We start from the raw sequence: 25,289 nt of genomic DNA, 5'->3' as shown, positions 1-25,289 counted from the left end.
GGCGTGCAGGCAGGCGGTGGCTTGGCCGATACTGCGGCAACTCACACAGGCGGTGGATGCGCGATGGCGGAGATTCTGGTGCTGTATTACAGCCGTGGCGGTTCGGTGGCGCGGCTGGCGCGGCAGATCGCGCGCGGCATCGGCGAAGTGCCGGGCATGGGCGCGCGGCTGCGCACGGTACCGCCGGTAGCGGCGGTGACCCAGACCAGCGCCCCGCCGGTGCCGGACGAGGGCGCGCCGTATGTGGACAAGGCCGATCTGGCCGAGTGCAGCGGCTTGCTGCTGGGCAGCCCGACCCGCTTCGGCAACATGGCCGCGCCGATGAAGCATTTCCTCGACGGCCTGGGCGCCGAGTGGGCCAGCGGCACCCTGGCCGGCAAGCCGGCAGGCGTGTTCACCTCCACCGCCTCGATGCACGGCGGCCAGGAATCCACCTTGCTGTCGATGCACCTGCCGCTGCTGCACCACGGCTGCCTGATCGTCGGCATCCCGTTCACCGAGCCGGCGCTCAGCCATACCACCAGCGGCGGCACGCCCTATGGCGCCAGCCATGTCTCCGGCGCCGGCGGCGACCCGCAACCGAGCGAGGACGAAGCGCTGCTGGCGCGTGCGCTGGGCCGCCGGGTGGCCGATATCGCCCGGCGCCTGGCCAGCCCATGAGCGTGCGTGCCACGCACTGGCTGCTGACTGCCGCGCTGATCGCGCTGACGGTGCTGTTCGTGAGCTGGTTTCACGACGACCGCCATCGCACCGCGGCGCTGCTGGTGTTCGCACTGCCGCCGGCGCTGATGGCCACGCTGGCGCTGCGCAGCGCGCGTGCGCGTTTCTGGGCCGGCGTGTTCGCGCTGGGCTGGTTCAGTCACGGCGTGATGGCCGCCTGGAGCCAGCCGCAGGCGCGTGGGCTGGCCTGGCTGGAAGTGCTGCTGGCCCTGCTGGTGGTGGCATTGGTGGGCGGCCCCGGCATGGCGGCGCGCTTCGGCCGCAAGCGCCATCCACGTTGACCCGCTTGGGCAGCACCCGCGCCGGGGTCGTATCATGACGGCCCTCGCGCGGCCTGCACCGCGCCCGTTTGAAGGACCCGCAGCAATGGAAGACCTCCTGATCGTCACCACCGGTGGCACGATCGACAAGATCTACTTCGACGACAAATCGGACTACCAGATCGGCGACCCGCAGATCGGCCAGATCCTCAAGGAGCTGGGCGTGACCTTCCGCTTCTCGGTGATTCCGATCATCCGCAAGGATTCGCTGCACATCACCGACGCCGACCGCGAACTGGTGCGCGCCACCATCGCCGCCCAGCCGACGCGCCACGTGCTGATCACCCACGGCACCGACTCGATGGTGGAAACCGGCAAGGTGCTGCAGTCGATCGCCGACAAGACCATCGTGATGACCGGCGCGCTCAATCCGGCGCGCTTTCGCGGCTCCGATGCCGAGTTCAACATCGGCTGCGCGGTCGGCGCGGTGCAGTCGCTGCCGGCCGGCGTGTACATCGCCATGAACGGGCGCATCTGGAATCCGGAAAAGGTGCGCAAGAACGTCGCCGCCAACCGCTTCGAATCGCTCTGACGCCATGAGCAAGGCCACTCGCGCAACCAGGGCATTGGATGCCGCCGGCGTGACCTATGTGTTGCATCCCTACGCTTACCAGGCCGATGCCGACGCGAAGGGCGTGCAGGCGGCAAACGCCTTGGGATTGGCGCCGCATGTGGTTCTGAAAACATTGATGGCCTGGGTCGACGACCAGGCGGTGTGCGTGGTGATCCCGTGCGATCGCCGGGTGTCGCTGAAGAAACTGGCCAGTGCCTGCAACGGCAAGTCGGCGCGCCTGATGGAGGTGGCCGATGCCGAGCGTCGCACCGGCTACAAGGTCGGCGGCATCAGCCCGCTGGGGCAGCAACGCCAGGCGCCGGTCCTGATCGAAGCCAGCGCACTGGATGCCCCGTCGCTGTGGATCAACGCCGGGCAACGCGGTTTGCTGCTGGAGTTGCCGGGCGACGGCATCGTTACCGCATTGCAGGCACGGCCCTGCAGTGTTTGCGACTAGCCGCGGCGAGACACCGCGCCGCGTGCCAGCCGGCATCTGGAAATCCAAAGGTGGCTCCTGTTTGCGGCAGCGATCACGCACGTCCGCTGCGGCGTGAAGCATCGCCAGCGCCACATGGCCGATGCAAGATCACGCCCCAAGGAAGACCGAAGTCCTGCACCCACCGGCGAAGGACTCCGGGCACGCTCAATACGTGGCCACCAGCGTAACCGCCGAGAATGCCAGCGTGGCCTTGAGCCGCACGTAATACACCCCTGGCGCGGGCGCGCTCAGCGTGCAGCTGTCGGCATTGCCCACCACCGCAGTGCGGCAGTTGTAGGCGGTATCGCTCGGTAATGCACCGGCACGCAGCGACAGATCGGCATTGCCGCTACCACCGCTGAGCGCCACCCGCAGGCTGCGCGTGCCTGCGGGCACGTTGACCTGGTAATACAGCGAGCCACCGGTGGCTGCGGCCAGGCCGCTGCGTGCTGCATTGCTGGTCAGGGTGGTCGAGGCGATCACCGCAGCCACCGCACCATCGGCGTTGACCAACCCTGCCCCGCACCCCTGCGGACACGCCACCGGCAATGCACGCGCCGTGCTCTTGAGCATCGCTTCGACGCTGGCCGCGCTGAGCGGATTGAGCGCCACCGACTGCATCAACGCCACCACGCCGGCCACATGCGGCGCCGCCATCGAGGTGCCGCTGTAGACCGCGTAATCTGGGGTGCCCACCGCCGTGCTGCCGCTGTTGAGCGTGGACAGAATCGCCTGCCCGGGCGCGGCGATATCCACGCCCTGACCGAAGTTGGAAAAGCTGGCCTTGGCCCCGGCCGAGGTGGTCGCCGCCACCGCGATCACGTTCGGGCAATTGGCCGGCACGCTCTGGGACACGTCGATATTGCTGTTGCCGGCGGCCACCACCACGCTGGTCCCGCGTGACACCGCGCTGGCGATCGCATTGCTCAAGGTGGTCGAACAGGAACCGATGCCGCCCAGCGACAGATTGATCACCCTGGCCGGGGTCGGATTGGCCGGCACGCCGGACACCGTGCCGCCGGAGGCCCACACGATCGCGTCGGCGATGTCGGACAGATAGCCGCCGCAACGGCCCAGCACGCGCACCGGCAGCACCTTGGCATTGAACGCCACGCCCGCGGTACCGGCGCCGTTGTTGGCGGCGGCCGCGACGATGCCGGCCACATGGGTGCCGTGCCAGCTGGAGCTGGACGCGCTCGCGCCGCTGCCGCACTCGTTGGCCGCGGCCCAGTCGCCCAGATCGGCGGCGTCGGTGTCGCGCGCATTGCCGTCGCGGGCGATGAAGGCGTCGCTGATGAAGTCATAGCCGGCCAGCACATTGGCCGACAGCTCCGGATGCGCGGTCACGCCGGTATCGATCACTGCCACCACCGCGCCCTTGCCGGTGGCCTTGTCCCAGGCCGGCCGCACGTTGATGCCGGCGCTGGTGGTCCCCAGCGCCCATTGCTCGGGCAGGCGGCTGTCGTTGGGCACCAGCATCGGGCGCAGCAGCATGTCCACTTCCACGCGCTTGACCGCCGGGTCGGCCGCCAGACGACGCATCAGGGTTTCCGCATCGACCCGGTCCAGCGCGCGGTCGGCCACCAGCAATTGCGGCCCGACCCCAAGCCAGCGCGACGACGACAGGCTGAGCGCCCGTCCGCGCCGCGCCGGCACCGCGCGGGCGATCTCACGCAACGAGCCACTCAGGCGCCCACGGTTGCCGGCGCTGCTGTCCTTGTAGCTGACGATGAAACGCTGATGGGCGGACGCCGACCCCAGCCCCTGCAGGCTGACGTCGCCAGCGAATGCAGGCGCAGTGCCGCATAGCAGTGCACAGGCCAGCGCGACATGGCGCAGCCCCTTGAACGGTAAGTAACGCATGGATCGACCCCTCCCCGGGATGTCGTGGCGCAAACGAGGGCACACCTGTGCCGCCTTCGCATCGTGGTGAGGCGCGCCGACTGGCGTCGTTGCCCACCTGCCCACGCTATCGACCGGGTATGCGCGGACCTGAGCCGGTATCGCTGGCCAGGCGTGGCGAACCACCGGGTTGGTTAAGGTGGCCGGTTGAAGGCAGATGCCGGCGGCGACCAGGACCGCGCCGTCCCATCCTCCAGCGCCGCCCCCAAAACGCCATTGCCCCGCACTTTGGCGGGGCAATGGGGGTAGCGAGCGTGCTGCAGACACACCGCATCACGCAGACCGCAGCGCTGCCAACGGCTCAGCCGCTGGCACCGCGAGGCGTCTTACGGGGTCTGGCTGACCGCGCCGGCCGCGTTGACGATGCCGGCACCGCAGCCGCCCGAGCAGGCGCCCGGCAGCGGACGCGCGGTGTTCTTCAACAACGTTTCCACCGCCGCCGGGGTCAGCGGACGGCTGGCCGCCGACTGCACCAGCGCCACCACGCCGGCCACGTGCGGCGCCGCCATCGAGGTACCGTTGTAGGAGGCGTAGCTGGCGCTGCCCGGGGTAGTGGTGCCGCTGTTGAGCGTGGACAGGATCGCCGAGCCCGGGCCGGAGATGTCGATGGTGCTGCCGAAGTTGGAGAAGCTCGAACGCGCACCGGCCGAGGTGATCGACGCCACCGAAATCACGTTGGCGCAGCTGGCCGGAGTGAAGTTGGCCACGTTGGCATTGCTGTTGCCGGCGGCCACCACCACCGTGGTGCCGCGCGACACCGCGCCGTTGATGGCGTTCTGGTAGGTGCTTGAGCAGGTGCCGTTGCCGCCCAGCGACATGTTGATCACTTCGGCCGGATTGGCATTGGCCGGCACGCCGGAGACGGTGCCGCCGGATGCCCATACGATTGCGTCGGCAATATCGGAGGTGGTGCCGCCGCACAGGCCCAGCGCACGCACCGGCACGATGCGCGCATTGAACGCGGTTCCGGCCACACCGGTGCTGTTGTTGGTGACCGCAGCGATGGTGCCGGCCACATGGGTGCCGTGCCAGCTGGAGTTGGCCGCTGCCACGCCGGAGCCGCATTGGTTGGCTGCGCGCCAGTCGCCCTGGTCGGCCGGGTTGTTGTCGCGGCCATTGTTGTCACGCGCACGCGCCGCGTCGCTGATGAAGTCGTAGCCCGGCAGCACGTTGGCGTTGAGGTCCGGGTGGCTGGTGATGCCGGTGTCGATCACTGCCACCACCACGCCGGTGCCGGTGGCGGTATCCCAGGCCGGACGCACGTTGATGCTTGAGGCGGTGGTGCCGAAGCCCCACTGCTCGGACAGACGGGTGTCGTTGGGGGTCAGCGTCGGGTACATGATCTGATCGACTTCCACGTACTCCACGCTCGGGTCGGCGGCGATCCGGCGCATCAGCGTCTCGGCCTCGGCACGGTCCAGGCCACGGTCGGTCTTGAGCACTTCCGATCCCAGCGCGGTACGACGCACGTGATTCAGGCCCAGCGCACGCCCGGCGCGTGCCGGCACGGCGGTGGCGACCGAATTGAGCGATGCGCGCATCGAGGTCGGGCTCACCGCGGCGCTGGAACCGTCCCTGTACTTGACGATGAAGCGGTCCAGGGTGGGCTGCGAATCCAGTCCGGAAAGATTCACCTGACCGGCAAACGCCGGCACTGCCAGCAGCGAAGTCAGCGCGGACACACCCAGGACCACCAGCGCGCGCGTGGGCGCACGACATTGCGACACATTGGACATCGATCGTTCCTTATTTGAGAGGGTGCCGCAGTTGCGGCGAGATGGCCGAACCGGCTCCACGTGCTGCGGATCGGGTCAGGCAGTGCACGGGCGCGGGCGCCCGGCGAGACGACTGACCGATGTCCATTCCGGTCGAGCGGCAACACACCGCCGGCGCCTGCCGATGCGGCAGACGTGGGCGATACGTCGCTGATGGGGTGAAGCGGATCTGCTGCAGCGGGTCGGCACTGCCCGGCCGGGGCCAGGCAGTGCCGACGTGCCTCAGTAGCTGGCGCGCAAGGTCACGCCGGAGAACGTGCTGTACGCCTTGACGCGCACGTAGTAAGTGCCAGACGGCGCGCTGATGCTGCAGGTCTCGGCATTGCCGCTGCGGTACGGACGGCAGGTGTAGGTGGTGTCGGTCGGCGCACTGCCGGCACGCACGTACAGGTCTGCATCGCCGCTGCCGCCGCTGATCGCCACGGTCAGCGTGCCGCTACCGGCCGGCACTGCGATGGTGTAGTTCAGCTCCGCACCCGTGGCCGCGCCCAGTCCGGTGACCGGCGTGCCGTTGGTCAGGGTGTTGCCGGTGCCGCCACCGCCGCCGCCATTGCTGCCACTGATGGCGGCAGTCACCGCCGCATCGGCATTGACGATGCCGGCGCCGCAGCCGCCCGAGCAGGCGCCCGGCAGCGCACGTGCGGTGTTCTTCAACAGGGTTTCCACGGCGGCCGGGGTAAGTGCGCTCGGCGCGACCGACTGCACCAGCGCGACCACGCCGGCCACATGCGGCGCCGCCATCGAGGTGCCGTTGTAGGACGCGTAGCTGGCGCTGCCCGGGGTGGTGGTGCCGCTGTTGAGCGTGGACAGGATCGCCGAGCCCGGCGCCGACACGTCGATCCCGGTGCCGAAGTTGGAATAGCTGGCCTTGGCGCCGGCCGAGGTGGTGGCTGCCACCGCGATCACGTTGGCGCAGTTGGCCGGCAGCGAACCGGACACGTTGGCAGAATCGTTGCCTGCCGCCACCACCACCGTGGTGCCGCGCGAGACCGCACCGCTGATCGCGTTCTGCATGGTTGTCGAGCAGGTACCGCGGCCGCCGAGCGACATGTTGATCACCTCGGCCGGATTGGCATTGGCCGGAATGCCGCTGACGCTGCCGCCGGAGGCCCAGATGATGGCGTCGGCGATATCCGACAGCGAGCCGCCGCACTTGCCGAGTACGCGCACCGGCACGACCTTGGCGTTGTAGGCCGTGCCCGCCACGCCGGTGGTGTTGTTGGTCACCGCGGCCACCGTGCCGGCCACATGGGTGCCATGCCAGCTGGAATTGGCGGCGGGAATGCCGGTGCCGCACTCATTGGCGGCGTACCAGTCGCCTTCGTCGGCGGGATTGCTGTCGCGCCCGTTGCCATCGCGCGCCGTGGCGGCATCGCTGATGAAGTCGTAACCCGGCAGGATGTTGGCGTTGAGATCGGCATGGGTGGTGATGCCGGTGTCGATCACCGCCACCACCACATTGGCGCCGGTGGCCTTGTCCCAGGCCGGGCGGATATTGAGGCCGGCATTGGTGGTGCCGAAGGCCCATTGCTCGGACAGGCGGGTGTCGTTCGGGGTCAGCGTGGCGTGCAGGATCTGGTCGACTTCCACGCTCTGCACGTTGGGGTCGGAGGCCAGCTGGCGCATCAGGGTTTCGGCTTCGGCGCGGTCGAGTGCGCGGTCGGCCTTGACCAGCTCCGGTCCCAGCGCCAGGCGGCGCACCGAATTCAGGCCCAGCGCCTTGCCGGCCTTGGCCGGAACAGCGCGCGCGGCGGTGCGCAGCGAGGTGCTCAACGCGGTTGGACTGGCCAGCGCGGTGCTGCCGTCCTTGTAGGTCACGATGAATTTCTGGTGGGTTTGGGCGGTGGCCAGGCCATCCAGATACACCTCGCCGGCAAAGGCCGGGGTTGCCAGCAACAACGAGGTCAGCGCAGCTGCGCCCAGGATGGTCAGTGCGCGGGGGCACTTGCGGAAAGACTCGTTCGACATCGAATTCCCTTCTAGATCAAAGAGAACCGCCGGAGCGGTGGTAGCCGGTGCCGCCTTCCATAGGTCAGCACCGAGGTCCCGGACCGATCCCCTGTTATCGATCCGTTCAGCGAACCTACCGCACTACAACCAGAATGGAAAATAAGAATTTCGAACTTTCCATAAATTAAATATCAGTTTTGTGACACCGTACAGCACCGTTCAGTCAGTTGACGACACATTCGGACATGCGTTGCCACATACCTGCTGCGCTGCGCCCAAAAAAAAGGCCCCTGCGCGACCGCGCAGAGGCCTTTTTTGACGCAATGTCTTGGCTCAGGACAGGCGCGCCAGCCAACCGTGGCGGTCCGGGACGCGCCCGTACTGGATGTCGGTCAGCTCCTGGCGCAGCGACATGGTCACCTCGCCGGCCGGGGCGGACAGGTCGCCGACCGCAAAGCCATCGCCCTTCAGCTCGCCGATCGGGGTGACCACGGCAGCGGTACCGCAGGCGAACACCTCGGTGATCTCGCCCGACGCCACGCCCTGCTTCCACTCATCGATGGCGACCTTGCGCTCGATCACCTGCATGCCGCGATCGCGGGCCAGTTGCAGGATGCTGTCGCGGGTGATGCCCTCCAGGATGCTGCCGGACAGTTCCGGCGTCACCAGCGTGCCGTCCTTGTAGACCAGGAACACGTTCATGCCGCCCAGTTCTTCGATGTACTTGCCTTCCACCGGGTCCAGGAACAGCACCTGCGAGCAGCCCTGTGCATAGGCCTTCTGCTGCGGCAGCAGCGAGGCGGCGTAGTTGCCGCCGCACTTGGCCGCACCGGTGCCGCCCTTGGCCGCACGTGCGTATTCGGTGGACAACCAGATCGACACCGGCGCCACGCCCTTGGCGAAATACGGACCGGCGGGGCTTGCGATGACGTAGTAAGAGGCCTTGTGCGCGGCACGCACGCCCAGGAACGCCTCGTCGGCGATCATGAACGGACGGAAATACAGGCTGGTTTCCGGGGCCGACGGGACCCAACTGGCATCCACCGCCACCAGCTGGCGCAGCGATTCGACAAACAGGTCGACCGGCAGTTCCGGCAACGCCAGCCTGCGCGCCGAGCGCTGCAGGCGCTCGCCATTGGCCTGCGGGCGGAAGGTCCAGATCGAACCGTCGGCATGCCGGTAGGCCTTGATGCCTTCGAAGATCTCCTGGCCGTAATGCAGCACCGAGGCGGCCGGATCCAGCTGCAGCGGGCCATAGGCGCGCACCTGCGCGTCATGCCAACCGAGCTCGTTGGTCCAGGAAATGGCGACCATATGGTCGGTGAAATGCAGCCCGAAGCCGGGCGCGGCCAGGATCACAGACAGCTCGTCGGCACTGCGCGGCGACGGGGAACGGGTGGAAGCGAAGGACACGGACACCGGAAGATTCCTGTATGGCGGGCGAAAGGACGCGGCGCCACCTCTTGGACATGGCGCCTGACGATCAGAGCATGCCGGTCTCGAGACGGGCTGCTTCGGACATCATATGCCGGCCCCACGGCGGGTCGAAGACCAGCTCGACGTCGGCCTCGGCAATGGTCGGAATCATCTCCACCTTGCTGCGCACGTCGTCGACCAGGATCTCGCCCATGCCGCAACCGGGCGCGGTGAGGGTCATCTTGACGTCCACCCGGCGCTGATCGTCTTCCTCGCGATGGCTGACCACCGCCTCGTAGACCAGGCCCAGATCGACGATGTTGAACGGGATCTCGGGGTCGAAGCAGGTGCGCAGCTGCTGCCACACCAGTGCCTCCACCTCTTCGTCGCTGGCATCGGCGGGCAGTTCCAGCCCCGGCGGGGCCTCCTTGCCGATCGCATCGCCATCCTTGCCGGCAATGCGGAACAGGTTGCCTTCGACAAAGACCGTATAGCTGCCACCCAGCGCCTGGGTGATATAGCCGTAACTGCCTGCGGGCAGGGTCACCGAATCGCCCTGCGGCACCATGACGGCATCGCAATCGCGTTCGAACTGGACGGGTTCGCTGCTACGGGAGTACATGGGCTGGATATGGGGCCGCGGCGGATGCGCGCAAGTCCGCCATTCTAGCCGACCACGGCAAGGCCGCTGCCGTTGCGGGATGGAGCCGGCGACGACGCTGCATTCCATCGGCGCGTCCATCACCGCGCAAAGTACATCGCGCGCTTTATCATGTGCGCACTGTCAGGAGCTCCAATGCCGCCTACCACCGCGTCCGCCAGAACCGCCCACTGGCTCTGGCCCCCGCTCCTGCTGCTGGGATGCGTCACCGCCCTGATCGCCTGGATGCTGATCGCGCTCGCGCTGGGCAACCAGGCCGGCTGGATGGCGGTGCTGGTGGCGCTGGAAATCGTCTGGATGCTGCGCCTGGGCACGCTGGGCGCCGGTCCCTTGCGCATCGGCATCGCGGTCGTGGCGACCGCGCTGATCATCGTCGGCGCCAACTGGGGCATCGCCTCGGCGCAGCTGGGTAACGCACTGGGCCTGGACCCGTGGACCTCGGCACAGAAGATGGGCACCGGGCTGGCCTGGACCCTGCTGCAACTGGCCAACAACGGCTTCGACCTGCTGTGCTATGCCGCCGCGCTGATCCTGGCGTGGTGGGCGGCGCGCTGAGTCGGACGCGTTCGCAACGGCTGCCAATAGGCATCCGTTGAAGCTGGTGCTTCATGTGCACAGCTCTAGTCACGCCGCTCCTGCTTAGCGCTGGCGCTTTATTTTCCTGACGCAGCGATATCCGGGGAGTTCTGCGGCTTGGCTGCGGGGGGCCCTTGCCCGCCCACCATCGCGGGACACGCCACAAGTACGTCCCTGTAGGCTCTTACGCGACGGTGGGCGGGCAAGGACCAGTCGAGATGGTCGGTGTGCATAGCTCTCAGTAAAAACAGTCAACTAACTCTCTGGTGCGGTGTCCTTGACGCTGTGAGTTTGCTGCAAGGCCCTTGCCGGCCCACCCTCGCAGGACACGCCGCAAGTACGTCCATGTAGGCTCTTACGCGGCATCCATGCCGCGTAAGGTCCCGCGACGGTGGGCGGGCAAGGACCAAGCGAGATGGTCGGTGCGCTGGTGCAAGCAATGCATGGTGTGCACTGTTCGGATCATCGTGCGTTCGATCGGGTTTCCCAAGCGCAAGCCGAGTAACCGGCAGCGGCTCAACAAAGCAACCTGCAAACTTTTTAGCTTCCCAAGAGCAAGACTCGCAACCGAAAGCAGTTTTGCAACTGACCACCGACCAACTTCCTGGTGCGGTGTCCTTGCCGGTTGCGGGACCCTTGGCGGCATGAATGCCGCCAAGGAGCCTCCATGGACGGATTCACGGCGTGTCCTGCAAGCGCTGAGGGCACCGCGCACTCGAAGAGCCGAGCGTTTGACTGTCACTAAGCACTGCTGTGACTCAAAAGCTCGGTGGCTTGTTTCGGGCTGGCTGATAAGACTGGCCGGATAGTGCGGATAGAGCGTTCGTGAAGCAGCCGATCTGCGGCTCAGCTGCAAGGAACTGGCAGCGAGGACACCGCCCCCCTCGACCAAGCAGCTTCGCAAATTCATCCGCCAAGTCAGCCGCACAACCTCTCAGTGCCCGCCCCCGTCCAGCGCCTTCAGCTCGCTGACCAGCGCGCCGGCCGCTTCCGCGCCATCGCCGTACAGCATGCGGGTGTTGTCGGCGTAGAACAGCGCATTCTCGATGCCGGCAAAGCCGGTGCCCTTGCCGCGCTTGATCACTACCGTGTTCTTCGAATTGACCACGTCCAGGATCGGCATGCCGTAGATCGGGCTGGCCGGATCGGTCCTGGCCACCGGGTTGACCACGTCGTTGGCGCCGATCACCAGCGACACGTCGGTGCTGGCGAACTCGGGGTTGATGTCGTCCATGTCGGCGATCAGGTCGTAGGGCACGCCGGCTTCGGCCAGCAGCACGTTCATGTGCCCGGGCATGCGCCCGGCAACCGGGTGGATTGCAAACTTCACCTTGACCCCGCGCGCGATCAGCCGCTGCGCCAGCTCCCAGATCTTGTGCTGCGCCTGTGCCACCGCCATGCCGTAGCCGGGCACGATCACCACCCGCTCGGCGAACGCCATCATCGCCGCCACGTCGCCGGCCTCGATCGGCTTCTGCGCCCCGGCGATCTCCTGCGCCTGCCCGCCGCCGCCGAAGTTGGAAAACAGCACGCCGCTGATCGGCCGGTTCATCGCCTTGGCCATCAGGCGCGTCAGCAGGATGCCGGCCGCGCCGACCATCATGCCGGCGATGATCAGCGCCTCGTTGCCCAGCACATAGCCTTCGAAAGCCACCGCCAGGCCGGTGAATGCGTTGTACAGCGAGATCACCACCGGCATGTCGGCACCGCCGATCGGCAGCGTCATCAACACGCCCAGCGCCAGCGCCACCACGAAGAAGGCGATGATCGCCAGCGGCTGCAGGCTGCTGGCGGCCCAGATGCCGAGCACCAGCACCGCCAGTGCCACCAGCAGATTGAAGGCCTGCTGGCCCGCGAAGGTCACCCGACGGTCGAGCCGGCCATCCAGCTTGGCCCAGGCCACGATCGACCCGGACAGCGACACCGCGCCGATCGCCGAGCCGACCACTGCCAGCACCACCGTGGTGGTGTCCGGCCGCCGCGCCGCCAGTTCGGCGATCGCCTGGGCGCTCCAGTGGGTAGTGTCGCGGTTGGCGAAAAAGGCAAAGCGCAGCAACTCCACCGCCCCGATCGCCGCCGCCGAGCCGCCGCCCATGCCGTTGTACAAGGCCACCATCTGCGGCATGTCGGTGATGGCGACCTTCCTGGCCGACCACCACGCCACCCCGGTACCGATCGCCAGCGCGGCCAGGATCAGCGGCACGTTATGCAGCTCGGGCAGGAAGAATGTCGCCACCGTGGCGATCAGCATGCCCAGCCCGGCCCAGCGGATGCCGCTGCGCGCGGTCAGCGGCGACGCCATGCGCTGCAGCCCGAGCAGGAACAAGGTCGCCGCGACCAGATAGCTGGACTTCACCAGCCATGCCAGCAGCTCGGCAGTGGAGACGTTCATGGCGCGTCCCCGCCCGACGGCTTCTTGCTGGACTTGAACATGTCCAGCATCCGCTCGGTCACCACATAACCACCGGCCGCATTGCCAGCACCCAGCACCACTGCGACAAATCCCAGCGCCTTTTCCAGCGTGGTATCGGCATGCCCCAACACCACCATCGCGCCGATCAGCACGATGCCGTGGATGAAGTTGGAGCCGGACATCAGCGGGGTATGCAGGATCACCGGCACCCGCGAGATGATCACGTGGCCGGCGATGGCCGCCAGCATGAAGATGTACAGCGCTACGAATCCGTCGCTCATCGTCGTTCGCTCCACTGGCCGGTGCGGCCCGCCGATCATACCCACGCCGTGCGCGCCCGGGCGCGTGTCAACCGAATCGGCACTCGCCCGTTGACGTCGTATCGTCTCCGCGGAAGCTACGCTGTGCTGGTGGGAACCCCTTTCGATCCGCAACCTGCCGCACCGGCCGCCACCGCGCCGGTTTCGCTGGACGCCTTCCTGGCCGGCATCGGCCCGCGTGCGTTCCGCTTTGCCGAAGCCGGCCTGCGTCACCGCGAAGATGCGCTGGACGCCGTGCAGGACGCCATGGTGAAGCTGCTCGGCTACCGCGAGCGCCCGGCCACCGAATGGACGCCGTTGTTCTGGAGCATCCTGCGCAGCCGCATCATCGACCTGCAGCGCCGGCGCAGCTTCCGCCTGAAGTTCTGGGCGCCGGCCGAACGCGCCGACGACGAAGGCACCATCGACTGGGCCGACCCCGGCACCGGCCCGGTGGACGAACAACAGCATCAACAGGCCTACCAACGGCTGGTCGAGGCCTTGCGCAACCTGCCGGCGCGCCAGCGCGAAGCGTTCACGCTGCGCGTGCTGGAAGACCTGGACGTGGCCACCACCGCCAAGGCGATGGGCTGCTCGGAAGGCTCGGTCAAAACCCACCTGTCGCGTGCGCGCGACGCGTTGCAAAAACAGTTCGAGGATTTCCTGTGAACCGCTCCCACGACCCGGCCCAGCTGGATGCGCACCTGCGCCAGCTGCATGCCTCCGCACTGACCAGCCTGCCGCCGCAGACCCTGGCGCGCCTGCGCCAGGCCCGTCACGCGAACGCTCCCACACGCGCCCGGCGCGGCTACTGGTTGCTGGCGACTGCGTGTTCCGGCCTGCTAGCGGTGGGCATCGGCCTGCAGCTGCGTCCGGGCGAGAGCGCCTCGCCGGACCGCGCTCCGACCCAGGTGGTCGCCGGCACCACCACCGATACCGACGACATGCTGACCCAGAACCCGGACCTGTACGTCTGGCTGGGGTCCGATACCGCCCTGGCCATGGAATAAGCACGATGACCCGCACCACCCGCCTGTTGTTGACCCTGCTGCTGTGCGCCGCGCCCTGTGCGTCCTTGCTGGCCCAGGCCCATTCCCCCGGACCGCCGGGACCGCCACCGCCGGATGGCCCCGGCCCGCGAGGACCCGGACCGCGCGAGGCAGACACGCCGATGCCCGAGTGGGACAAGCTCACCCAGCAGCAGCAGCAGGTGCTGATCGATGCGCTGCGCGAACGCTGGAACGATGTGCCGGAAGAACGCCCGCGCATGTACCGCCATGCGCGCCGCTGGCTGGACATGACCCCGGAGCAGCGCAAACAGGCCAAGGCCGGCATGGACCGCTTCCGCAACATGAGCCCGGAGCAACGCCGCGAGGCCAAGGCCTTGTTCGAACGCATGCGCACGCTCAACCAGCAACAACGCAATGAGCTGCAGCAACGCTGGCAGAAGATGAGCCCGGCCGAGCGCAGCACCTGGCTGCGCGAGCATCCACCCACCGACGATTGACGGCAGCGCTGCCGCGGCAAGCGCAACCCGTCAGCGCACCGGTGCATCCCAGTCACGCGCGGCCACCGTAGGAGCGCGCTGGCGCGCGACGGAGCGTTACCGATAAAGCGTCGTCGCGCGCCAGCGCGCTCCTACCCGCCAGCGCGCAAGGCGCATTGGCTGGGCGGGGCTACGCAGTCGCTGGCGCCGACCAGCGTGTCTTGGCCAGCAGTTCGTCGTCCCAGTCGAACGACAGCGCGCCATCCTTGATCAGCAATGCGGCGAACGCATAGACATTACGCGCGAACATCTCGCTGGCGTGCACCGCGCCCTGGCTGGCCAGATTGAGCGGGCCGGCGATCACCACGCCGTCGCGCTCATAGGTGTCGCCGGGCCGGGTAGCGGCGCAATTGCCGCCGGTTTCCGCGGCCAGATCGACGATCACGCTGCCGGCGCGCATGCCGTGCAGCATCTCCATGCTCAGGATCTTCGGCGCCGGCCGGCCGGGCACGGCGGCGGTGCAGACCACCACGTCCACGCTCTTGAGGTGTTCGGCCAGCCGGCGTTGCTGTTCGGCGCGTTCGTCGTCGGTGAGCTGGCGCGCATAACCGCCCTCGCCGGCCGCGCTCACGCCCAGATCCAGGAAGCGCGCGCCCAGCGAGGCGATCTGCTCGCGGGTTTCCGGGCGCACATCGAAGCCTTCAACCTGCGCGCCCAGCCGCCTGGCGGTGGCGATCGCCTGCAGCCCGGCCACGCCCGCACCGATCACCAGCACCTTGCACGGGCGCATGGTGCCGGCGGCGGTGGTCAGCATCGGAAAGAAGCGCGGCGCCAGTTGCGCGGCGATCAACACGGCCTTGTAGCCGGCCATGCCGGCCTGCGAACTCAAGACGTCCATCGATTGCGCACGTGTGGTGCGCGGCAGGCGCTCCAGCGGAAACGCGACCAGCGCACCGGTGGCAATCGCCTGCGCACGTGCCGGGTCGGCGTCCGGCGCCAGCATGCCGATCAGCACGGCGTGGGGCCTGCATTGCTGCAGCAGCTCGGTGGGCGGTGCCTGCACGCTCAGCAGCACCTCGGCCTGGGCCAGCGTGTCTGCCGTAGCGAGCTGCGCCCCGGCCTGCAGATACACCGCGTCGGCCATGCTGCTGGCACAGCCGGCGCCTGGCTCGATCCACACGCTGGCGCCGAGCGCGACCAGTTTCCTGACCGTTTCCGGCGTGGCGGCGACGCGGCGCTCGCCTGCCGCGTGTTCTTTCAGCACCAGCACCTGCACAGCCATGGCTTGCTCCGCTCGCGCGCCTGTCGTCGCGGCGATGCTAGCAGAGCGCGGCAGCCACGCTCAGGGCGTCAGCAAGGCCGGCAGCATCGGGGCGAGCAACTGCTCGGGGGGCGCCAGCGCCACCGCTTCGGTGCGGTGGTCGATGGCAAGGCGAAACTGCTTGGCCGAGACATGCCACGCATCGATGGCATCGATATTGCGGCGCATGCCTGGGGCGATGCGGTGGCGGCCTTCGACCAGGCCGGGCAAGGGCTGAGCAGTGGATGCCTCGGTCATCGAAGCGGCGCTGGACTTTATCGGCCCGGCGCGCGCCTGACCGTACCGCGATGCGGCAAGCGCATCGCGCGGCACCCGCTAGTGCACGGTGCTGTTGTGCAACGGATCCAGGCGGTCGATGACGCCCTGCATGGCGCTGTCGAAGGCGCCGTCATTGATGTGTTCGCGCAGCCGGCCCAGGCGCACCATCACCGCCAGTTCTTCCGGCGAGGCGACGCAGAAGCGCACGCCGCGGCGATTGACGAACAGCAGCCGCTGCGAGATCGGGCTCACCCACGACAGCTTGCCCGCCTGCACCTTGCCGTCCTTGTCGACAAAATCCAGCCAAGTGCCGATATCCATCGCGCGGAAACGCTCGGCATCGGCACTGTCGATGCTTTGCGCCACCGCCTCGGCCCCCAGCACCACGCTGACGCTTTCGGCAGCCGGCGGCGGCAGGTTGACCTGCGGCAGCTCCGGCAAGGCCTTTTCCAGTTCCGGGCGCGCTTCGGCAATGGCCTGCAGGGTGTCGTGCAATGCAGTGATCGCTACCACCACCGCATCGCCATGCAGGCCGACGCTGGCAAATACGCGATGCAATGCCGGTTGCCAGACCTGCAGCCACGGCTTGCCGACGATGTGGCGACGCGCCTCGGCCAGTTCTTCCAGCACGCCATCGGCCAGGGCCAGTGCCTCGACGGTGCCCGGACCTTCCTCACCGTCGCGCAGGATCGCCATGGTCAGATGGTGCAGCCACGGCTGACGCAGGAAATCCTCCACGGCCCTAGGCAGCGGCGTGCCGGCCTGCGTGCGCTGTTCCAGCTCCAACAGCGCGCGGCTGCGTGCCAGCTCGAGCTTTTCCTGGCCGCGCTGGGTTTCGGTGGCGCGCCGCTCGGCAATTTCCACCCGGCGCCGATGCTGCGACAGGAAATCGCGGAATTCCTCTTCCAGGGTCAGGAAGATCGCCAGGTTCTCGTTGAATTCGGCCACCAGGCGGTCGACGATTTCCTCGACCTTGCCCATCAGCACACGCTCGGCAGCGCTGTCGCCGTTGTTGCCTTCGCAGGCCTCGGCCAGCGAATTGAGCAGGCGCCGCGCGGGGTGGGTCTTCTGCACGAACATCTTGCGGTCCAGCAGCGCGACCTTGACGAAGGGCACCACCAGCCGGCCGATCATTTCACGCGAGCGGTTTTCCAGATCGCGCTCGTCCAGCATCACGTCGAACAGCATGCCGACCAGATCGATCGCATCCTCGTCCATCGGGTCCAGGCGCGCGGTCGCCGGGTCCACGCCCAGCCGGGTGGCGCTGGACAGCACTTCGTTCTTCAGCCGCTGCGCCAGCGACTCGGTGTCGTCGCCGATGGCTGCCTGCAGCGTGGCGCTCGGCGTGGCCTGCAGCAGCGACAGCACCGACATCATCTCGCGCTGGCTCAGTGGGCGTTGCTGGCCCACCGCCACCGATGCGGCAGAGGCGGTGTTGTCGCGCACGCTGCGGGTCTGCTGCAGCAATTCGTGCAGCGCCTCCAGCAACATGCCCTGGCTGCCGCCGGGGTGATCGGCCTCGCCCCCATCCATGCCGCCGGCAGCGCCGCCACCGGCCTGGCCACGCTGGGCGGCGGCCTGCATGCGGCCGCGGCTATGCGCCCAGCGGTCCAGGAAGCGGTTGGCCCACGCCGGTGCGTACTGGTCGCTCTGGTCGTCGCCGCCGATGTCGGCAGCCGCGCCCTGGGCCTCGGCCTGGGCGCGCTCCTCGGGCGTGTCGCCGCGTGGCTGCACGCGCGGCGGCGGGCGCTTGGGCTGGGAGATTTCCGGCATGACGCCGGCCTTGGCCAGCGTCTCGTCCAGGCGCGCATACAGCTTGCCGATCGGCTCGGCCAGGTCGCGCTCGCACAGCTTGATCAGTACCAGGCGCACTTCCGGCGCCAGGTCGCAGGTGGCGAAAGCTTCGTGGATCGCCACGCCCAGATGTTCCGGACCGAGCGGGTTGGTGTCGGCCACCAGCTCCAGGCCACCGGCGATCCAGCCCAGGCGGCGGTCCACACGCGCCAGCACCTGCTTGAAGTCGCGCAGCAGCACCGTGGCCAGGTTGCGCACCGCCAGCCGCGATTCGAGCACGTGTTCGGGCACCAGACTCAGCGGGCCGGTGCCGATGTCGCCTGCCAGGACCACCTCGGCCGACAAGGGCTCGCCCAGCAGCAACGCCTGCCAGCCATCGTCCAGCTGCTGGCGGAACTGCGTGGCCACTTCGTCGCGCTTGCGGCGCAACTCGCGCATGCCATCGAGAAACAGCAACTGCGATGTGCCCGCGGATTCGGCGCGATCGAACAACACATCGTCAAAGTGTGCGACTGCAGCTGCAAAAACCTGCGCGAGTGCGGGCACGAACCCGGCGTGCGCCTGTTCGAGCAAGCGTTGGTCACGGCCCGGATGTCCCGACGGACTGGGCTGAAAAGTCATGCGCAAAGGCTCCCCGCCCCTGCAGGCGTGAAAATATTCAAACGAAAGGAAACGGACGCGGCCCCAAATTCCGCCACCGCATGGTAGGCGTTTCGCTCGTTTGTTAAGTGTGACGCAATTCGCACTTTAGTCGTGACCGCCCAGGGTTTGCGTGTCAGTCGGACATCGTAGCGTGCATCGCTGCGGTGGCGCTTGCCAGCGCGTATTAACCGCCTGCGGGGGTTAAGCCTTCAGCATGCGCGGCCGGTCCAGCGCATCAACCACGTCCTGCATCGCGCTGTAGAACGCGTCCTCGTCGCGATGCAGACGCAGGCGGTCCAGCCACACCATCATCGCCAGTTCCTCCGGCGAGGACACGCACAGCCGCCCGCCGCGCCGGTTGACGAACATCAGCCGCCCGGAAATCGGGCTGATCCAGGACAACCTGCCGGCCTGCACACGGCCGTGCCGGTCGACGAATTCCAGGCAGGTGCCGAGCGCCATGCTGCGGAAGAAATCGGCGGTGACACGATCGAATTCCACCTGCGCGGTGGCGTCCAGCATCGGCGTCAGCGGCTCGCCGACCGGCTCGGCCGGACCGGGGCTGGGGCGCAGCGCGCTCAAGGTCGGCGCAAACAGGGCGGGATCCGGCGCTCCCGCAGCCGGCACCGATGGCGTGGACGGCAGCGCGCGCTGCAGTTCCTGCAGGGCCAGCTCGGCGTCGCGTTGCGCCAGGCCCGCCAGCGCGAAAGCCTGCAGCAGCTGCGCACGCTGCGGCTCCAGCGCGGTGCCGCCAGGCGCAGCACCCAGTTGCGCCAACACCGCATCGCCCAGGGCCAGGGCGGCTTCCAACGCCGGGCCGGCGCCGTCGCCACGCAACGCCACCTGTTGCACATACGGCTGCCAGACGCGGCCAAGGAAATGCTCGACCAGCGGCGGCAGCGGCCCGCGCGCCAGGCGCTCTGCCAGCGCCTGCGCGGCCGTGCTGCGTGCGGCTTCGCGGCGTTCTTCGGCGCGCTGCAATTCGCTGGCGCGGCGCTCGGCGATTTCCACCCGGCGCCGATACTGTTCGTAACTGGCGCCGAACTCGGCTTCCAGCGTCAGAAACAGCCCCGGATGCTCGTCGAAATCGCGCACCACCGTGTCGATCACTGCCTGCACCTGGCCGAGCAAGACCTGCTCTGCCGCGGTTTCGCCGGCATTGCCATCGCAGGCGTCGACCAACAGGTTGAGCAGGCGGCGTGCGGGATGGCCATCGCGCACGAACAGGCGGCCGTCCAACATCGCCAGCTTGGCCATCGGCACCAGCAACTGGCCAAGCAGGCTGCGCTGCGCATCCGCCAAATGGCTCTGCAGCAGGATCGCGGCGAACAACAAGGCCACCAGATCCAGCGCGTCCTCGTCGTCGGGGTTGAGGCAGGTGGTGGCCGGATCCACCCCAAGCGCGGCGGCGGCGCGTCTGACCTGCTGCCGCAGGCCACATGCCAGGCCCGAATCGTTGCCGTCGATGGCATCGAAGCCGGCCGCCGGCATGGTCTGCAGCAGCGACAGCGCCGAGACCACCTCGCGCGGCGACAGCAGGCGCTGCCCGGCGGATGCGGGCGTGTCGGCATCGGGTTCGCGCTGGCGGCGGGCATGCTGCAGCAAATGGCGCAGGCTGGCCGGCAACAGCTCGCGGCCGCTGCGCAGATGCACGTCGATCGCCTCGACGCCGGCCAGCGCGCCCTGCCCGCCCGACCAGTCGGCGAAGAAGCGCGCGATCCAGTCCGGCGTCTCGGCGGCCTGCTCGCCGGCGCCTTCGTCCTGGCGCGGAATGCCGCGCCGCCGGCTGCGCGGCTGCGGCAACTCGCGCAAGCGCGCCACCTGCACCAATGCCTGTTCCAGCGCGCCGTAGCGCTGGCCGACGCGTTCCATCAGGTGTTGCTCGCAGACCTTGATCACCGCCAGATGCGCCTTGGGCGCCAGCGTCACCCCCTGAAAGGCCTCGTACAGGGCCACGCCCAGATGCTCCGGCCCGAACGGATTGCTGTCGCCGTCGATACGCAGCCCGCCGGCAATGAAGCCGAGATAGCGATTGAGCCGCATCAGCTCCGTGCGCCACCGGTGCTGCAGCGCGCCGGCCAGGTTGCGCACCGCCAGGCGCACCTCCAGGTCCTGCTCGGGCAGCAGGGTCAGCCCGGCCGCACCGCGTCCCAGGCTGCGATCGGCCGACAACGGCCGCCCGGATTCCAGCCCCTGCCAGGCCTTGGCCAGATGCCCGCGGAAACGCGCGGTGATCTGCTCGCGTTGCTGCCGCACCGCCTGGATCGCTTCCAGGAAGTCGTTCTGGGCCGGGCCGGCATCGGCCGCCAGCTGGAACAGCGCCTCGGCCAAGGTGTCCTGGAATTGGACAAAGGCATCGGCCAGCGGCACCAGCACGATCTCGCGGACCTGATCGAGCAGCTGCGGATTGCGGCTGGGGAGCACGGGGGTGGATACGAACTGGGTCATCGGGCGGCGCACAGGACGAACATGGAAGGGATGTCACGACCGGGCCGGCATCGGCCCGCCACCCATGATGCGGCGGGCGTTGGGAAGGGCCCGTCTATAATTGCCGGCATCCTCGCCTCGACCCGAAATTATGCACGCACCGTATTCGCTCCAGGCGCTGGACGCGCGCCGCTCGGTCCCCTCCAAACAGCTGGGCGAACCCGGCCCGGATGAAGACACCCTGCTGCGCATGCTCACCTCGGCGGTGCGCGTGCCCGACCACGGCAAGCTGGTGCCGTTCCGCTTCTTGCGCATCAGCGGCGATGCCCGCCAGGCACTGGGCGATTTCCTGGCCGAGCGCAGCCTGGCCGCCGACCCGCTGACGCCGCCCGCAACGGTCGAAAAAGACCGCAACCGTTTCAACGATGCGCCGCTGGTGATCGTGGTGATCGCCGCGCTGCGCCCCGGGCACAAGGTGCCCGAGCAGGAACAGCTGCTCACCGCCGGCTGCGTATGTTTTGCGCTGCTGCAGGCCGCGCAGGCGCATGGCTTCGGCGCGCAGTGGCTGACCGCGTGGATGGCCTACGACCCGGCGGTGACCGGCTATCTGGGCCTGGAGCAGAACGAGCGCATCGCCGGTTTCATCCATATCGGCACCCCGCGCCTGCAGGTGCCAGAGCGCGAGCGCCCGGACCCGCGTGCGCTGCTGCGCGACTGGACCCCGTGACCACGCACACCCCCATGCTTGCAGGCGCGTCGCCGGCAATCAGCCGCCCGACCCCGCTGTATCTGGTCGATGCCAGCCTGTACGTGTTCCGCGCCTGGCATTCGATCCCTGACGAATTCCAGGATGCGCAAGGCTGGCCGACCAATGCCGTGCACGGCTTTGCGCGCTTCCTGCTCGACCTGCTCGAACGCGAGGATCCGCAGCACATCACCATCGCCTTCGACGAGGCGCTGGACAGCTGTTTTCGGCATGCGCTCTACCCGGCCTACAAGGGCAATCGCACCCCGGCACCGGATGCGTTGCGGCGCCAGTTCGCGCACTGCAAGGCGCTGTGCGCGGCATTGGGGCTGAGCGTGCTGGCGCACCGCGACTACGAGGCCGACGACCTGATCGGCAGCGCCTTGCACAGCGTGCGTGCGCACGGCCTGCGCGGGGTGATCGTGTCGGCCGACAAGGACCTGTCGCAGCTGCTGCTCGAGCACGACGAGCAGTGGGATTACGCGCGCAACCTGCGTTGGGGCATGGACGGGGTCAAGGCGCGCCACGGCGTGCACGCCCATCAGATCGCCGATTACCTGGCGTTGTGCGGCGATGCGATCGACAACATTCCCGGCGTCACCGGCATCGGCGCCAAATCGGCGGCGGTCCTGCTGGCGCATTTCGGCAGCCTGGATGCCTTGCTGGAGCGCATCGACGAGATCCCGTTCCTGCGCCTGCGCGGCGCGGCGCAGATGGCCGCACGCCTACGCGAGCAACGCGAGCACGCGCTGCTGTGGCGTCAGCTCACCACCATCGCACTCGACGCGCCGCTGGCGCTGACCGATGCCGGTTTCACGCGCGCGCCAGCCGATACCGACATGCTGGGCGGCTTGTGCGAGAGCCTGCGCTTCGGCCCGCTCACCCGGCGCCGGTTGCTGGCCGCGTGCAGCGGGGCGCCGGCACCGCGCACTCCCGTTTCCCTGGAACAAGGCCTGCATCCATGAACCGACACGACACCCCACCCACCGTGGTCTACGAAGGAAAGTACCAGCGCATGGTCGTGCGCGGCACCTGGGAATATTCCGAACGCGTGCACGCCGGCGGCCTGGCCGCGATCATTGTGGCGGTGACCCCGGACGATGCGATGTTGTTCGTCGAACAGTTCCGCGTGCCGCTGCAGGCACGCACCATCGAAATGCCGGCCGGCCTGGTCGGCGACGTGCATGCCGACGAGTCGATCGAGCTGTCGGCCATTCGCGAACTGGAAGAAGAAACCGGCTGGACCGCCGAGCACGCCGAAGTGCTGATGATCGGCCCGACCTCGGCCGGCGCCAGCAGCGAGAAGATCGCCTTCGTCCGCGCCACCGGGCTGCGCAAGGTCGGCGCCGGCGGCGGCGATGCCAGCGAAGACATCACCGTGCACGAGATCCCGCGCGCGCAGGTCGGCGCCTGGCTGGTGCAGAAGATGGCCGAGGGCTATCAGATGGATCCCAAGCTGTGGGCCGGGCTGTATCTGGTCGATCACGCACTGGACGGCACCCCGCGTGGCTGAAGCGACCGCTGCCCGCCTGCTCGGCGCCGACGATCCCGCACCGTTCAGTGTGCACAACCCGCAGGCCGCCTCGCCGTGGCTGCTGACCGCCGACCACGCCGGTCAGCGCGTGCCGGCGCGGCTGGCCAATCTGGGCTTACCGCAGCAGGAGCTGGACCGCCATATCGGCTGGGATATCGGCATTGCCGAGGTCACCCGCCTGCTGGCCGATGCGCTGGATGCGGTCGCCATCGCGCAGACCTATTCGCGCCTGGTGATCGACTGCAATCGCCCGCATGGTTCGGCCACGCTGATGCCCGAGGCCAGCGACGGCACCTCGATTCCGGGCAACCTGCAGCTGTCGGCCGACGATCGGCAGCAGCGCATCGATGCGATCTTTGCGCCGTACCACGCGCGCATTGCGACGGAACTGGATGCACGCGCACAGCGCGGGCAACCCACCGTGCTGGTGTCGATGCACAGCTTCACGCCGATCATGGCCGGCAATGCACGGCCCTGGCATGCCGGCGTGCTGTACAACCGCGACACGCGGCTGGCGCACCGCCTGCTGCAGGCCTTGCGCAACGAGCCGGATCTGGTGGTTGGCGACAACCAGCCCTACGCGGTCAGCGACACCAGCGACTATGCGATTCCGGTCTACGGCGAAGGCCGCGGACTGCTGCATGTGGAACTGGAACTGCGCCAGGATTTGATCGCCGATACCGCCGGGCAACAGGCGTGGGCGCAGCGCCTGGCACGCATCCTGCCGCCGCTGGCGCAGGCGCTGCTGCCGCACTGAAACCAGCAGTCACCGTAGGAGCGCGCTGGCGCGCGATGGGGCGTTTATCGGTAACGCCTCATCGCGCGCGAGCGCGCTCCTACGGGGCATGCGGCGGCCGCGCTGATCCGCAGCCTCGGTGACGACGGTTGCCTCGTAGGAGCGCACCCGGGCGCGACAGGCCGTCCCGTCACCCTACGTCGCGCCCGGGTGCGCTCCTACCGCTGGCGCGCGAGCGCTGCTGCAGCTTCCCGTGCACGCTCGCGGTTGCGCTCAGGCGAACCCGTCGGTGGCGCGCACCAGCGCATCGACGTTTTCCGGCTCGAATGCCGAATGACCGGCGGCCGGGCTGATCTGCAGCTGCGCCTTCGGCCACACCTTGTGCAGGTCCCAGGCGCTTTGCAGCGGGCACACCACGTCGTAACGGCCGTGCACGATCACGCCGGGGATGTCGGCGATGCGGTGCGCGTCGCGCAGCAGCTGGTCTTCGACCTCGAAGAAACCGCCGTTGACGAAGTAGTGGTTCTCGATGCGCGCGAACGCCAGGGCGAAGTGCGCGTCCTCGTGTCCGGTGACGAAGTCGGCGTCCACATGCAGGAAGCTGGTGGCACCTTCCCACACGCTCCACGCCTTGGCCGCGGCCAGACGCGTGGCTTCGTCGTCGCTGGTCAGGCGGCGATGGAAGGCGGAGATCAGATCGGCGCGCTCCACCACTGGAATCGCGTTGACGTAATGCTCCCAGGCATCCGGGAACAGCCGGCTGGCGCCTTGCTGATAGAACCATTCCAGCTCGAAACGGCGCAGCAGGAAGATGCCGCGCAGCACCAGCTCGGTGACCTGCTGCGGGTGGGTTTGCGCGTAGGCCAGCGCCAGGGTCGAGCCCCAGCTGCCGCCGAACACCTGCCAGCGCGCGATGCCCAGGTGTTCGCGCAGGCGCTCGATATCGGCAACCAGGTCCCAGGTGGTGTTGTTCACCAGATCGGCATGCGGGGTGGAGCGGCCTGCGCCGCGCTGATCGAACAGCACGATGCGGTACTTGGCCGGGTCGTGGAAGCGCCGCATCTTGTCGTTGCAACCGCCGCCGGGGCCGCCGTGCAGCATCACCACCGGCTTGCCCTGCGGATTGCCGCACTGCTCGAAATACAGGGTGTGGCGGTCGTCGACCTGGAGGGTGCCGTGGTCGTACGGCGTGATCTCGGGATAGAGCGTGCGCATGCGTCGGTCCTGCGGGAAACCGCTAGTGTATCGGCACCCGGTCTGCACACGCGGGCGCCCCATGCGAT

24 protein-coding genes are annotated in these 25,289 nt (G+C 68.2%); 12 read left to right on the top strand and 12 right to left on the bottom strand.

Annotated elements, in window-relative coordinates; translation table 11 throughout:
• Positions 1–3: 3 nt before the first annotated feature.
• The 4 genes from wrbA to ybaK all read left to right on the top strand — a co-directional run bounded on the left by wrbA (position 4) and on the right by ybaK (position 2,050).
• Positions 4–660 (top strand): NAD(P)H:quinone oxidoreductase, encoded by a 657-nt coding sequence (gene wrbA, locus XARJCFBP2528_RS10825; RefSeq protein ID WP_026063967.1) that lies wholly within the window; start codon positions 4–6, stop codon positions 658–660.
• The gene (locus tag XARJCFBP2528_RS10820) at positions 657–1,001 is read left to right on the top strand and encodes a DUF2069 domain-containing protein (protein WP_016900702.1); all 345 of its coding nucleotides are present in this window, start codon (positions 657–659) and stop codon (positions 999–1,001) included. The genes wrbA and XARJCFBP2528_RS10820 overlap by 4 nt, the downstream gene beginning before the upstream one ends.
• An 85-nt stretch (positions 1,002–1,086) precedes the next feature.
• The gene (locus XARJCFBP2528_RS10815) at positions 1,087–1,572 is read left to right on the top strand and encodes an asparaginase domain-containing protein (RefSeq protein ID WP_016900703.1); all 486 of its coding nucleotides are present in this window, start codon (positions 1,087–1,089) and stop codon (positions 1,570–1,572) included.
• 4 nt (positions 1,573–1,576) lie between these two features.
• On the top strand, positions 1,577–2,050 hold the full coding sequence (gene ybaK, locus XARJCFBP2528_RS10810) for a Cys-tRNA(Pro) deacylase (RefSeq protein ID WP_016900704.1): 474 nt from the start codon (positions 1,577–1,579) through the stop codon (positions 2,048–2,050).
• 186 nt (positions 2,051–2,236) lie between these two features.
• Here ybaK and XARJCFBP2528_RS10805 read toward each other — a convergent pair whose 3' ends face one another.
• The 5 genes from XARJCFBP2528_RS10805 to sufT all read right to left on the bottom strand — a co-directional run bounded on the left by XARJCFBP2528_RS10805 (position 2,237) and on the right by sufT (position 9,736).
• A complete protein-coding gene (locus tag XARJCFBP2528_RS10805; RefSeq protein ID WP_016900705.1) occupies positions 2,237–3,934 on the bottom strand; it encodes a S8 family peptidase in 1,698 nt (565 codons plus the stop codon).
• A gap of 365 nt (positions 3,935–4,299) precedes the next feature.
• Positions 4,300–5,709 (bottom strand): S8 family peptidase, encoded by a 1,410-nt coding sequence (locus tag XARJCFBP2528_RS10800; protein WP_016900706.1) that lies wholly within the window; start codon positions 5,707–5,709, stop codon positions 4,300–4,302.
• Between the two features lie 261 nt (positions 5,710–5,970).
• The gene (locus XARJCFBP2528_RS10795; protein WP_016900707.1) at positions 5,971–7,716 is read right to left on the bottom strand and encodes a S8 family peptidase; all 1,746 of its coding nucleotides are present in this window, start codon (positions 7,714–7,716) and stop codon (positions 5,971–5,973) included.
• Between the two features lie 315 nt (positions 7,717–8,031).
• Positions 8,032–9,117: a branched-chain amino acid aminotransferase gene (locus tag XARJCFBP2528_RS10790; RefSeq protein WP_016900708.1), complete on the bottom strand. Its 1,086-nt coding sequence runs from the start codon at positions 9,115–9,117 to the stop codon at positions 8,032–8,034.
• 64 nt (positions 9,118–9,181) lie between these two features.
• On the bottom strand, positions 9,182–9,736 hold the full coding sequence (sufT, locus tag XARJCFBP2528_RS10785; RefSeq protein ID WP_016900709.1) for a putative Fe-S cluster assembly protein SufT: 555 nt from the start codon (positions 9,734–9,736) through the stop codon (positions 9,182–9,184).
• 174 nt (positions 9,737–9,910) lie between these two features.
• Between sufT and XARJCFBP2528_RS10780 the strand changes: the two genes are divergently transcribed.
• Positions 9,911–10,330, top strand: a complete 420-nt coding sequence (locus XARJCFBP2528_RS10780) for a hypothetical protein (RefSeq protein ID WP_016900710.1) — start codon at positions 9,911–9,913, stop codon at positions 10,328–10,330.
• Positions 10,331–11,285: 955 nt separating this feature from the next.
• Here XARJCFBP2528_RS10780 and XARJCFBP2528_RS10775 read toward each other — a convergent pair.
• Both XARJCFBP2528_RS10775 and XARJCFBP2528_RS10770 read right to left on the bottom strand, forming a co-directional pair.
• Positions 11,286–12,743, bottom strand: a complete 1,458-nt coding sequence (locus XARJCFBP2528_RS10775; protein WP_016900711.1) for an NAD(P)(+) transhydrogenase (Re/Si-specific) subunit beta — start codon at positions 12,741–12,743, stop codon at positions 11,286–11,288.
• Positions 12,740–13,045, bottom strand: coding sequence for an NAD(P) transhydrogenase subunit alpha part 2 (locus XARJCFBP2528_RS10770; protein ID WP_024940817.1), 306 nt, complete (start codon positions 13,043–13,045; stop codon positions 12,740–12,742). The genes XARJCFBP2528_RS10775 and XARJCFBP2528_RS10770 overlap by 4 nt, the downstream gene beginning before the upstream one ends.
• Before the next feature lie 123 nt (positions 13,046–13,168).
• On the opposite strand from XARJCFBP2528_RS10770, the gene XARJCFBP2528_RS10765 reads away from it, so the two are divergent.
• Genes XARJCFBP2528_RS10765 through XARJCFBP2528_RS10755 form a run of 3 tightly spaced genes read left to right on the top strand, consistent with a single transcriptional unit; the run spans position 13,169 to position 14,570 of the window.
• Positions 13,169–13,732 (top strand): RNA polymerase sigma factor, encoded by a 564-nt coding sequence (locus tag XARJCFBP2528_RS10765; protein WP_016900713.1) that lies wholly within the window; start codon positions 13,169–13,171, stop codon positions 13,730–13,732.
• Positions 13,729–14,073, top strand: coding sequence for a hypothetical protein (locus tag XARJCFBP2528_RS10760; RefSeq protein WP_016900714.1), 345 nt, complete (start codon positions 13,729–13,731; stop codon positions 14,071–14,073). The genes XARJCFBP2528_RS10765 and XARJCFBP2528_RS10760 overlap by 4 nt, the downstream gene beginning before the upstream one ends.
• Before the next feature lie 5 nt (positions 14,074–14,078).
• On the top strand, positions 14,079–14,570 hold the full coding sequence (locus XARJCFBP2528_RS10755; protein WP_016900715.1) for a DUF3106 domain-containing protein: 492 nt from the start codon (positions 14,079–14,081) through the stop codon (positions 14,568–14,570).
• A gap of 169 nt (positions 14,571–14,739) precedes the next feature.
• On the opposite strand, the gene XARJCFBP2528_RS10750 is transcribed toward XARJCFBP2528_RS10755, so the two are convergent.
• The 4 genes from XARJCFBP2528_RS10750 to XARJCFBP2528_RS10735 form a co-directional block, all read right to left on the bottom strand.
• The gene (locus XARJCFBP2528_RS10750) at positions 14,740–15,831 is read right to left on the bottom strand and encodes an NAD(P) transhydrogenase subunit alpha (protein ID WP_016900716.1); all 1,092 of its coding nucleotides are present in this window, start codon (positions 15,829–15,831) and stop codon (positions 14,740–14,742) included.
• Between the two features lie 60 nt (positions 15,832–15,891).
• The gene (locus tag XARJCFBP2528_RS10745) at positions 15,892–16,107 is read right to left on the bottom strand and encodes a hypothetical protein (protein WP_016900717.1); all 216 of its coding nucleotides are present in this window, start codon (positions 16,105–16,107) and stop codon (positions 15,892–15,894) included.
• A 78-nt stretch (positions 16,108–16,185) separates the two neighbouring features.
• A complete protein-coding gene (locus XARJCFBP2528_RS10740) occupies positions 16,186–18,543 on the bottom strand; it encodes a DUF1631 domain-containing protein (protein WP_026063969.1) in 2,358 nt (785 codons plus the stop codon).
• 222 nt (positions 18,544–18,765) lie between these two features.
• Positions 18,766–21,012 (bottom strand): DUF1631 domain-containing protein, encoded by a 2,247-nt coding sequence (locus XARJCFBP2528_RS10735; RefSeq protein WP_016900719.1) that lies wholly within the window; start codon positions 21,010–21,012, stop codon positions 18,766–18,768.
• A 130-nt stretch (positions 21,013–21,142) separates the two neighbouring features.
• Here XARJCFBP2528_RS10735 and XARJCFBP2528_RS10730 point away from each other — a divergent pair, with 130 nt between their 5' ends.
• Genes XARJCFBP2528_RS10730 through XARJCFBP2528_RS10715 form a run of 4 tightly spaced genes read left to right on the top strand, consistent with a single transcriptional unit; the run spans position 21,143 to position 24,027 of the window.
• Complete coding sequence (locus XARJCFBP2528_RS10730; protein ID WP_016900720.1) at positions 21,143–21,718, top strand: nitroreductase family protein; 576 nt, start codon at positions 21,143–21,145, stop codon at positions 21,716–21,718.
• A gap of 14 nt (positions 21,719–21,732) precedes the next feature.
• Positions 21,733–22,701 (top strand): 5'-3' exonuclease, encoded by a 969-nt coding sequence (locus tag XARJCFBP2528_RS10725; RefSeq protein ID WP_016900721.1) that lies wholly within the window; start codon positions 21,733–21,735, stop codon positions 22,699–22,701.
• Entirely contained in the window at positions 22,698–23,249 is a 552-nt protein-coding gene (locus XARJCFBP2528_RS10720) for an NUDIX hydrolase (protein WP_005988855.1), read from the top strand. The genes XARJCFBP2528_RS10725 and XARJCFBP2528_RS10720 overlap by 4 nt, the downstream gene beginning before the upstream one ends.
• Complete coding sequence (locus tag XARJCFBP2528_RS10715; RefSeq protein ID WP_039810807.1) at positions 23,242–24,027, top strand: N-formylglutamate amidohydrolase; 786 nt, start codon at positions 23,242–23,244, stop codon at positions 24,025–24,027. Before XARJCFBP2528_RS10720 ends, XARJCFBP2528_RS10715 begins: the two co-directional genes overlap by 8 nt.
• A gap of 252 nt (positions 24,028–24,279) precedes the next feature.
• Here the strand turns inward: XARJCFBP2528_RS10715 and pip are convergent, their stop codons facing one another.
• Entirely contained in the window at positions 24,280–25,221 is a 942-nt protein-coding gene (gene pip / locus XARJCFBP2528_RS10710; protein WP_039810810.1) for a prolyl aminopeptidase, read from the bottom strand.
• Positions 25,222–25,289: the final 68 nt, after the last annotated feature.

Source organism: Xanthomonas arboricola pv. juglandis (genome assembly GCF_001013475.1).
GTDB lineage: Bacteria > Pseudomonadota > Gammaproteobacteria > Xanthomonadales > Xanthomonadaceae > Xanthomonas > Xanthomonas arboricola.
Note: the sequence above shows the minus strand (reverse complement) of the source record. Positions and strands in the feature narration are given on the sequence as shown.

Coding starts and splice junctions, on each gene's coding strand:
- XARJCFBP2528_RS10820 (WP_016900702.1), top strand. CDS start 657: ATGAGCGTGCGTGCCACGCACTGGCTGCTGACTGCCGCGCTGATCGCG.
- XARJCFBP2528_RS10795 (WP_016900707.1), bottom strand. CDS start 7,716: ATGTCGAACGAGTCTTTCCGCAAGTGCCCCCGCGCACTGACCATCCTG.
- XARJCFBP2528_RS10770 (WP_024940817.1), bottom strand. CDS start 13,045: ATGAGCGACGGATTCGTAGCGCTGTACATCTTCATGCTGGCGGCCATC.
- XARJCFBP2528_RS10720 (WP_005988855.1), top strand. CDS start 22,698: ATGAACCGACACGACACCCCACCCACCGTGGTCTACGAAGGAAAGTAC.
- XARJCFBP2528_RS10800 (WP_016900706.1), bottom strand. CDS start 5,709: ATGTCCAATGTGTCGCAATGTCGTGCGCCCACGCGCGCGCTGGTGGTC.
- XARJCFBP2528_RS10725 (WP_016900721.1), top strand. CDS start 21,733: ATGCTTGCAGGCGCGTCGCCGGCAATCAGCCGCCCGACCCCGCTGTAT.
- XARJCFBP2528_RS10805 (WP_016900705.1), bottom strand. CDS start 3,934: ATGCGTTACTTACCGTTCAAGGGGCTGCGCCATGTCGCGCTGGCCTGT.
- sufT (WP_016900709.1), bottom strand. CDS start 9,736: ATGTACTCCCGTAGCAGCGAACCCGTCCAGTTCGAACGCGATTGCGAT.
- XARJCFBP2528_RS10740 (WP_026063969.1), bottom strand. CDS start 18,543: ATGACTTTTCAGCCCAGTCCGTCGGGACATCCGGGCCGTGACCAACGC.
- pip (WP_039810810.1), bottom strand. CDS start 25,221: ATGCGCACGCTCTATCCCGAGATCACGCCGTACGACCACGGCACCCTC.
- XARJCFBP2528_RS10815 (WP_016900703.1), top strand. CDS start 1,087: ATGGAAGACCTCCTGATCGTCACCACCGGTGGCACGATCGACAAGATC.
- ybaK (WP_016900704.1), top strand. CDS start 1,577: ATGAGCAAGGCCACTCGCGCAACCAGGGCATTGGATGCCGCCGGCGTG.
- XARJCFBP2528_RS10735 (WP_016900719.1), bottom strand. CDS start 21,012: ATGACCCAGTTCGTATCCACCCCCGTGCTCCCCAGCCGCAATCCGCAG.
- XARJCFBP2528_RS10745 (WP_016900717.1), bottom strand. CDS start 16,107: ATGACCGAGGCATCCACTGCTCAGCCCTTGCCCGGCCTGGTCGAAGGC.
- XARJCFBP2528_RS10775 (WP_016900711.1), bottom strand. CDS start 12,743: ATGAACGTCTCCACTGCCGAGCTGCTGGCATGGCTGGTGAAGTCCAGC.
- XARJCFBP2528_RS10755 (WP_016900715.1), top strand. CDS start 14,079: ATGACCCGCACCACCCGCCTGTTGTTGACCCTGCTGCTGTGCGCCGCG.
- XARJCFBP2528_RS10750 (WP_016900716.1), bottom strand. CDS start 15,831: ATGGCTGTGCAGGTGCTGGTGCTGAAAGAACACGCGGCAGGCGAGCGC.
- XARJCFBP2528_RS10730 (WP_016900720.1), top strand. CDS start 21,143: ATGCACGCACCGTATTCGCTCCAGGCGCTGGACGCGCGCCGCTCGGTC.
- XARJCFBP2528_RS10780 (WP_016900710.1), top strand. CDS start 9,911: ATGCCGCCTACCACCGCGTCCGCCAGAACCGCCCACTGGCTCTGGCCC.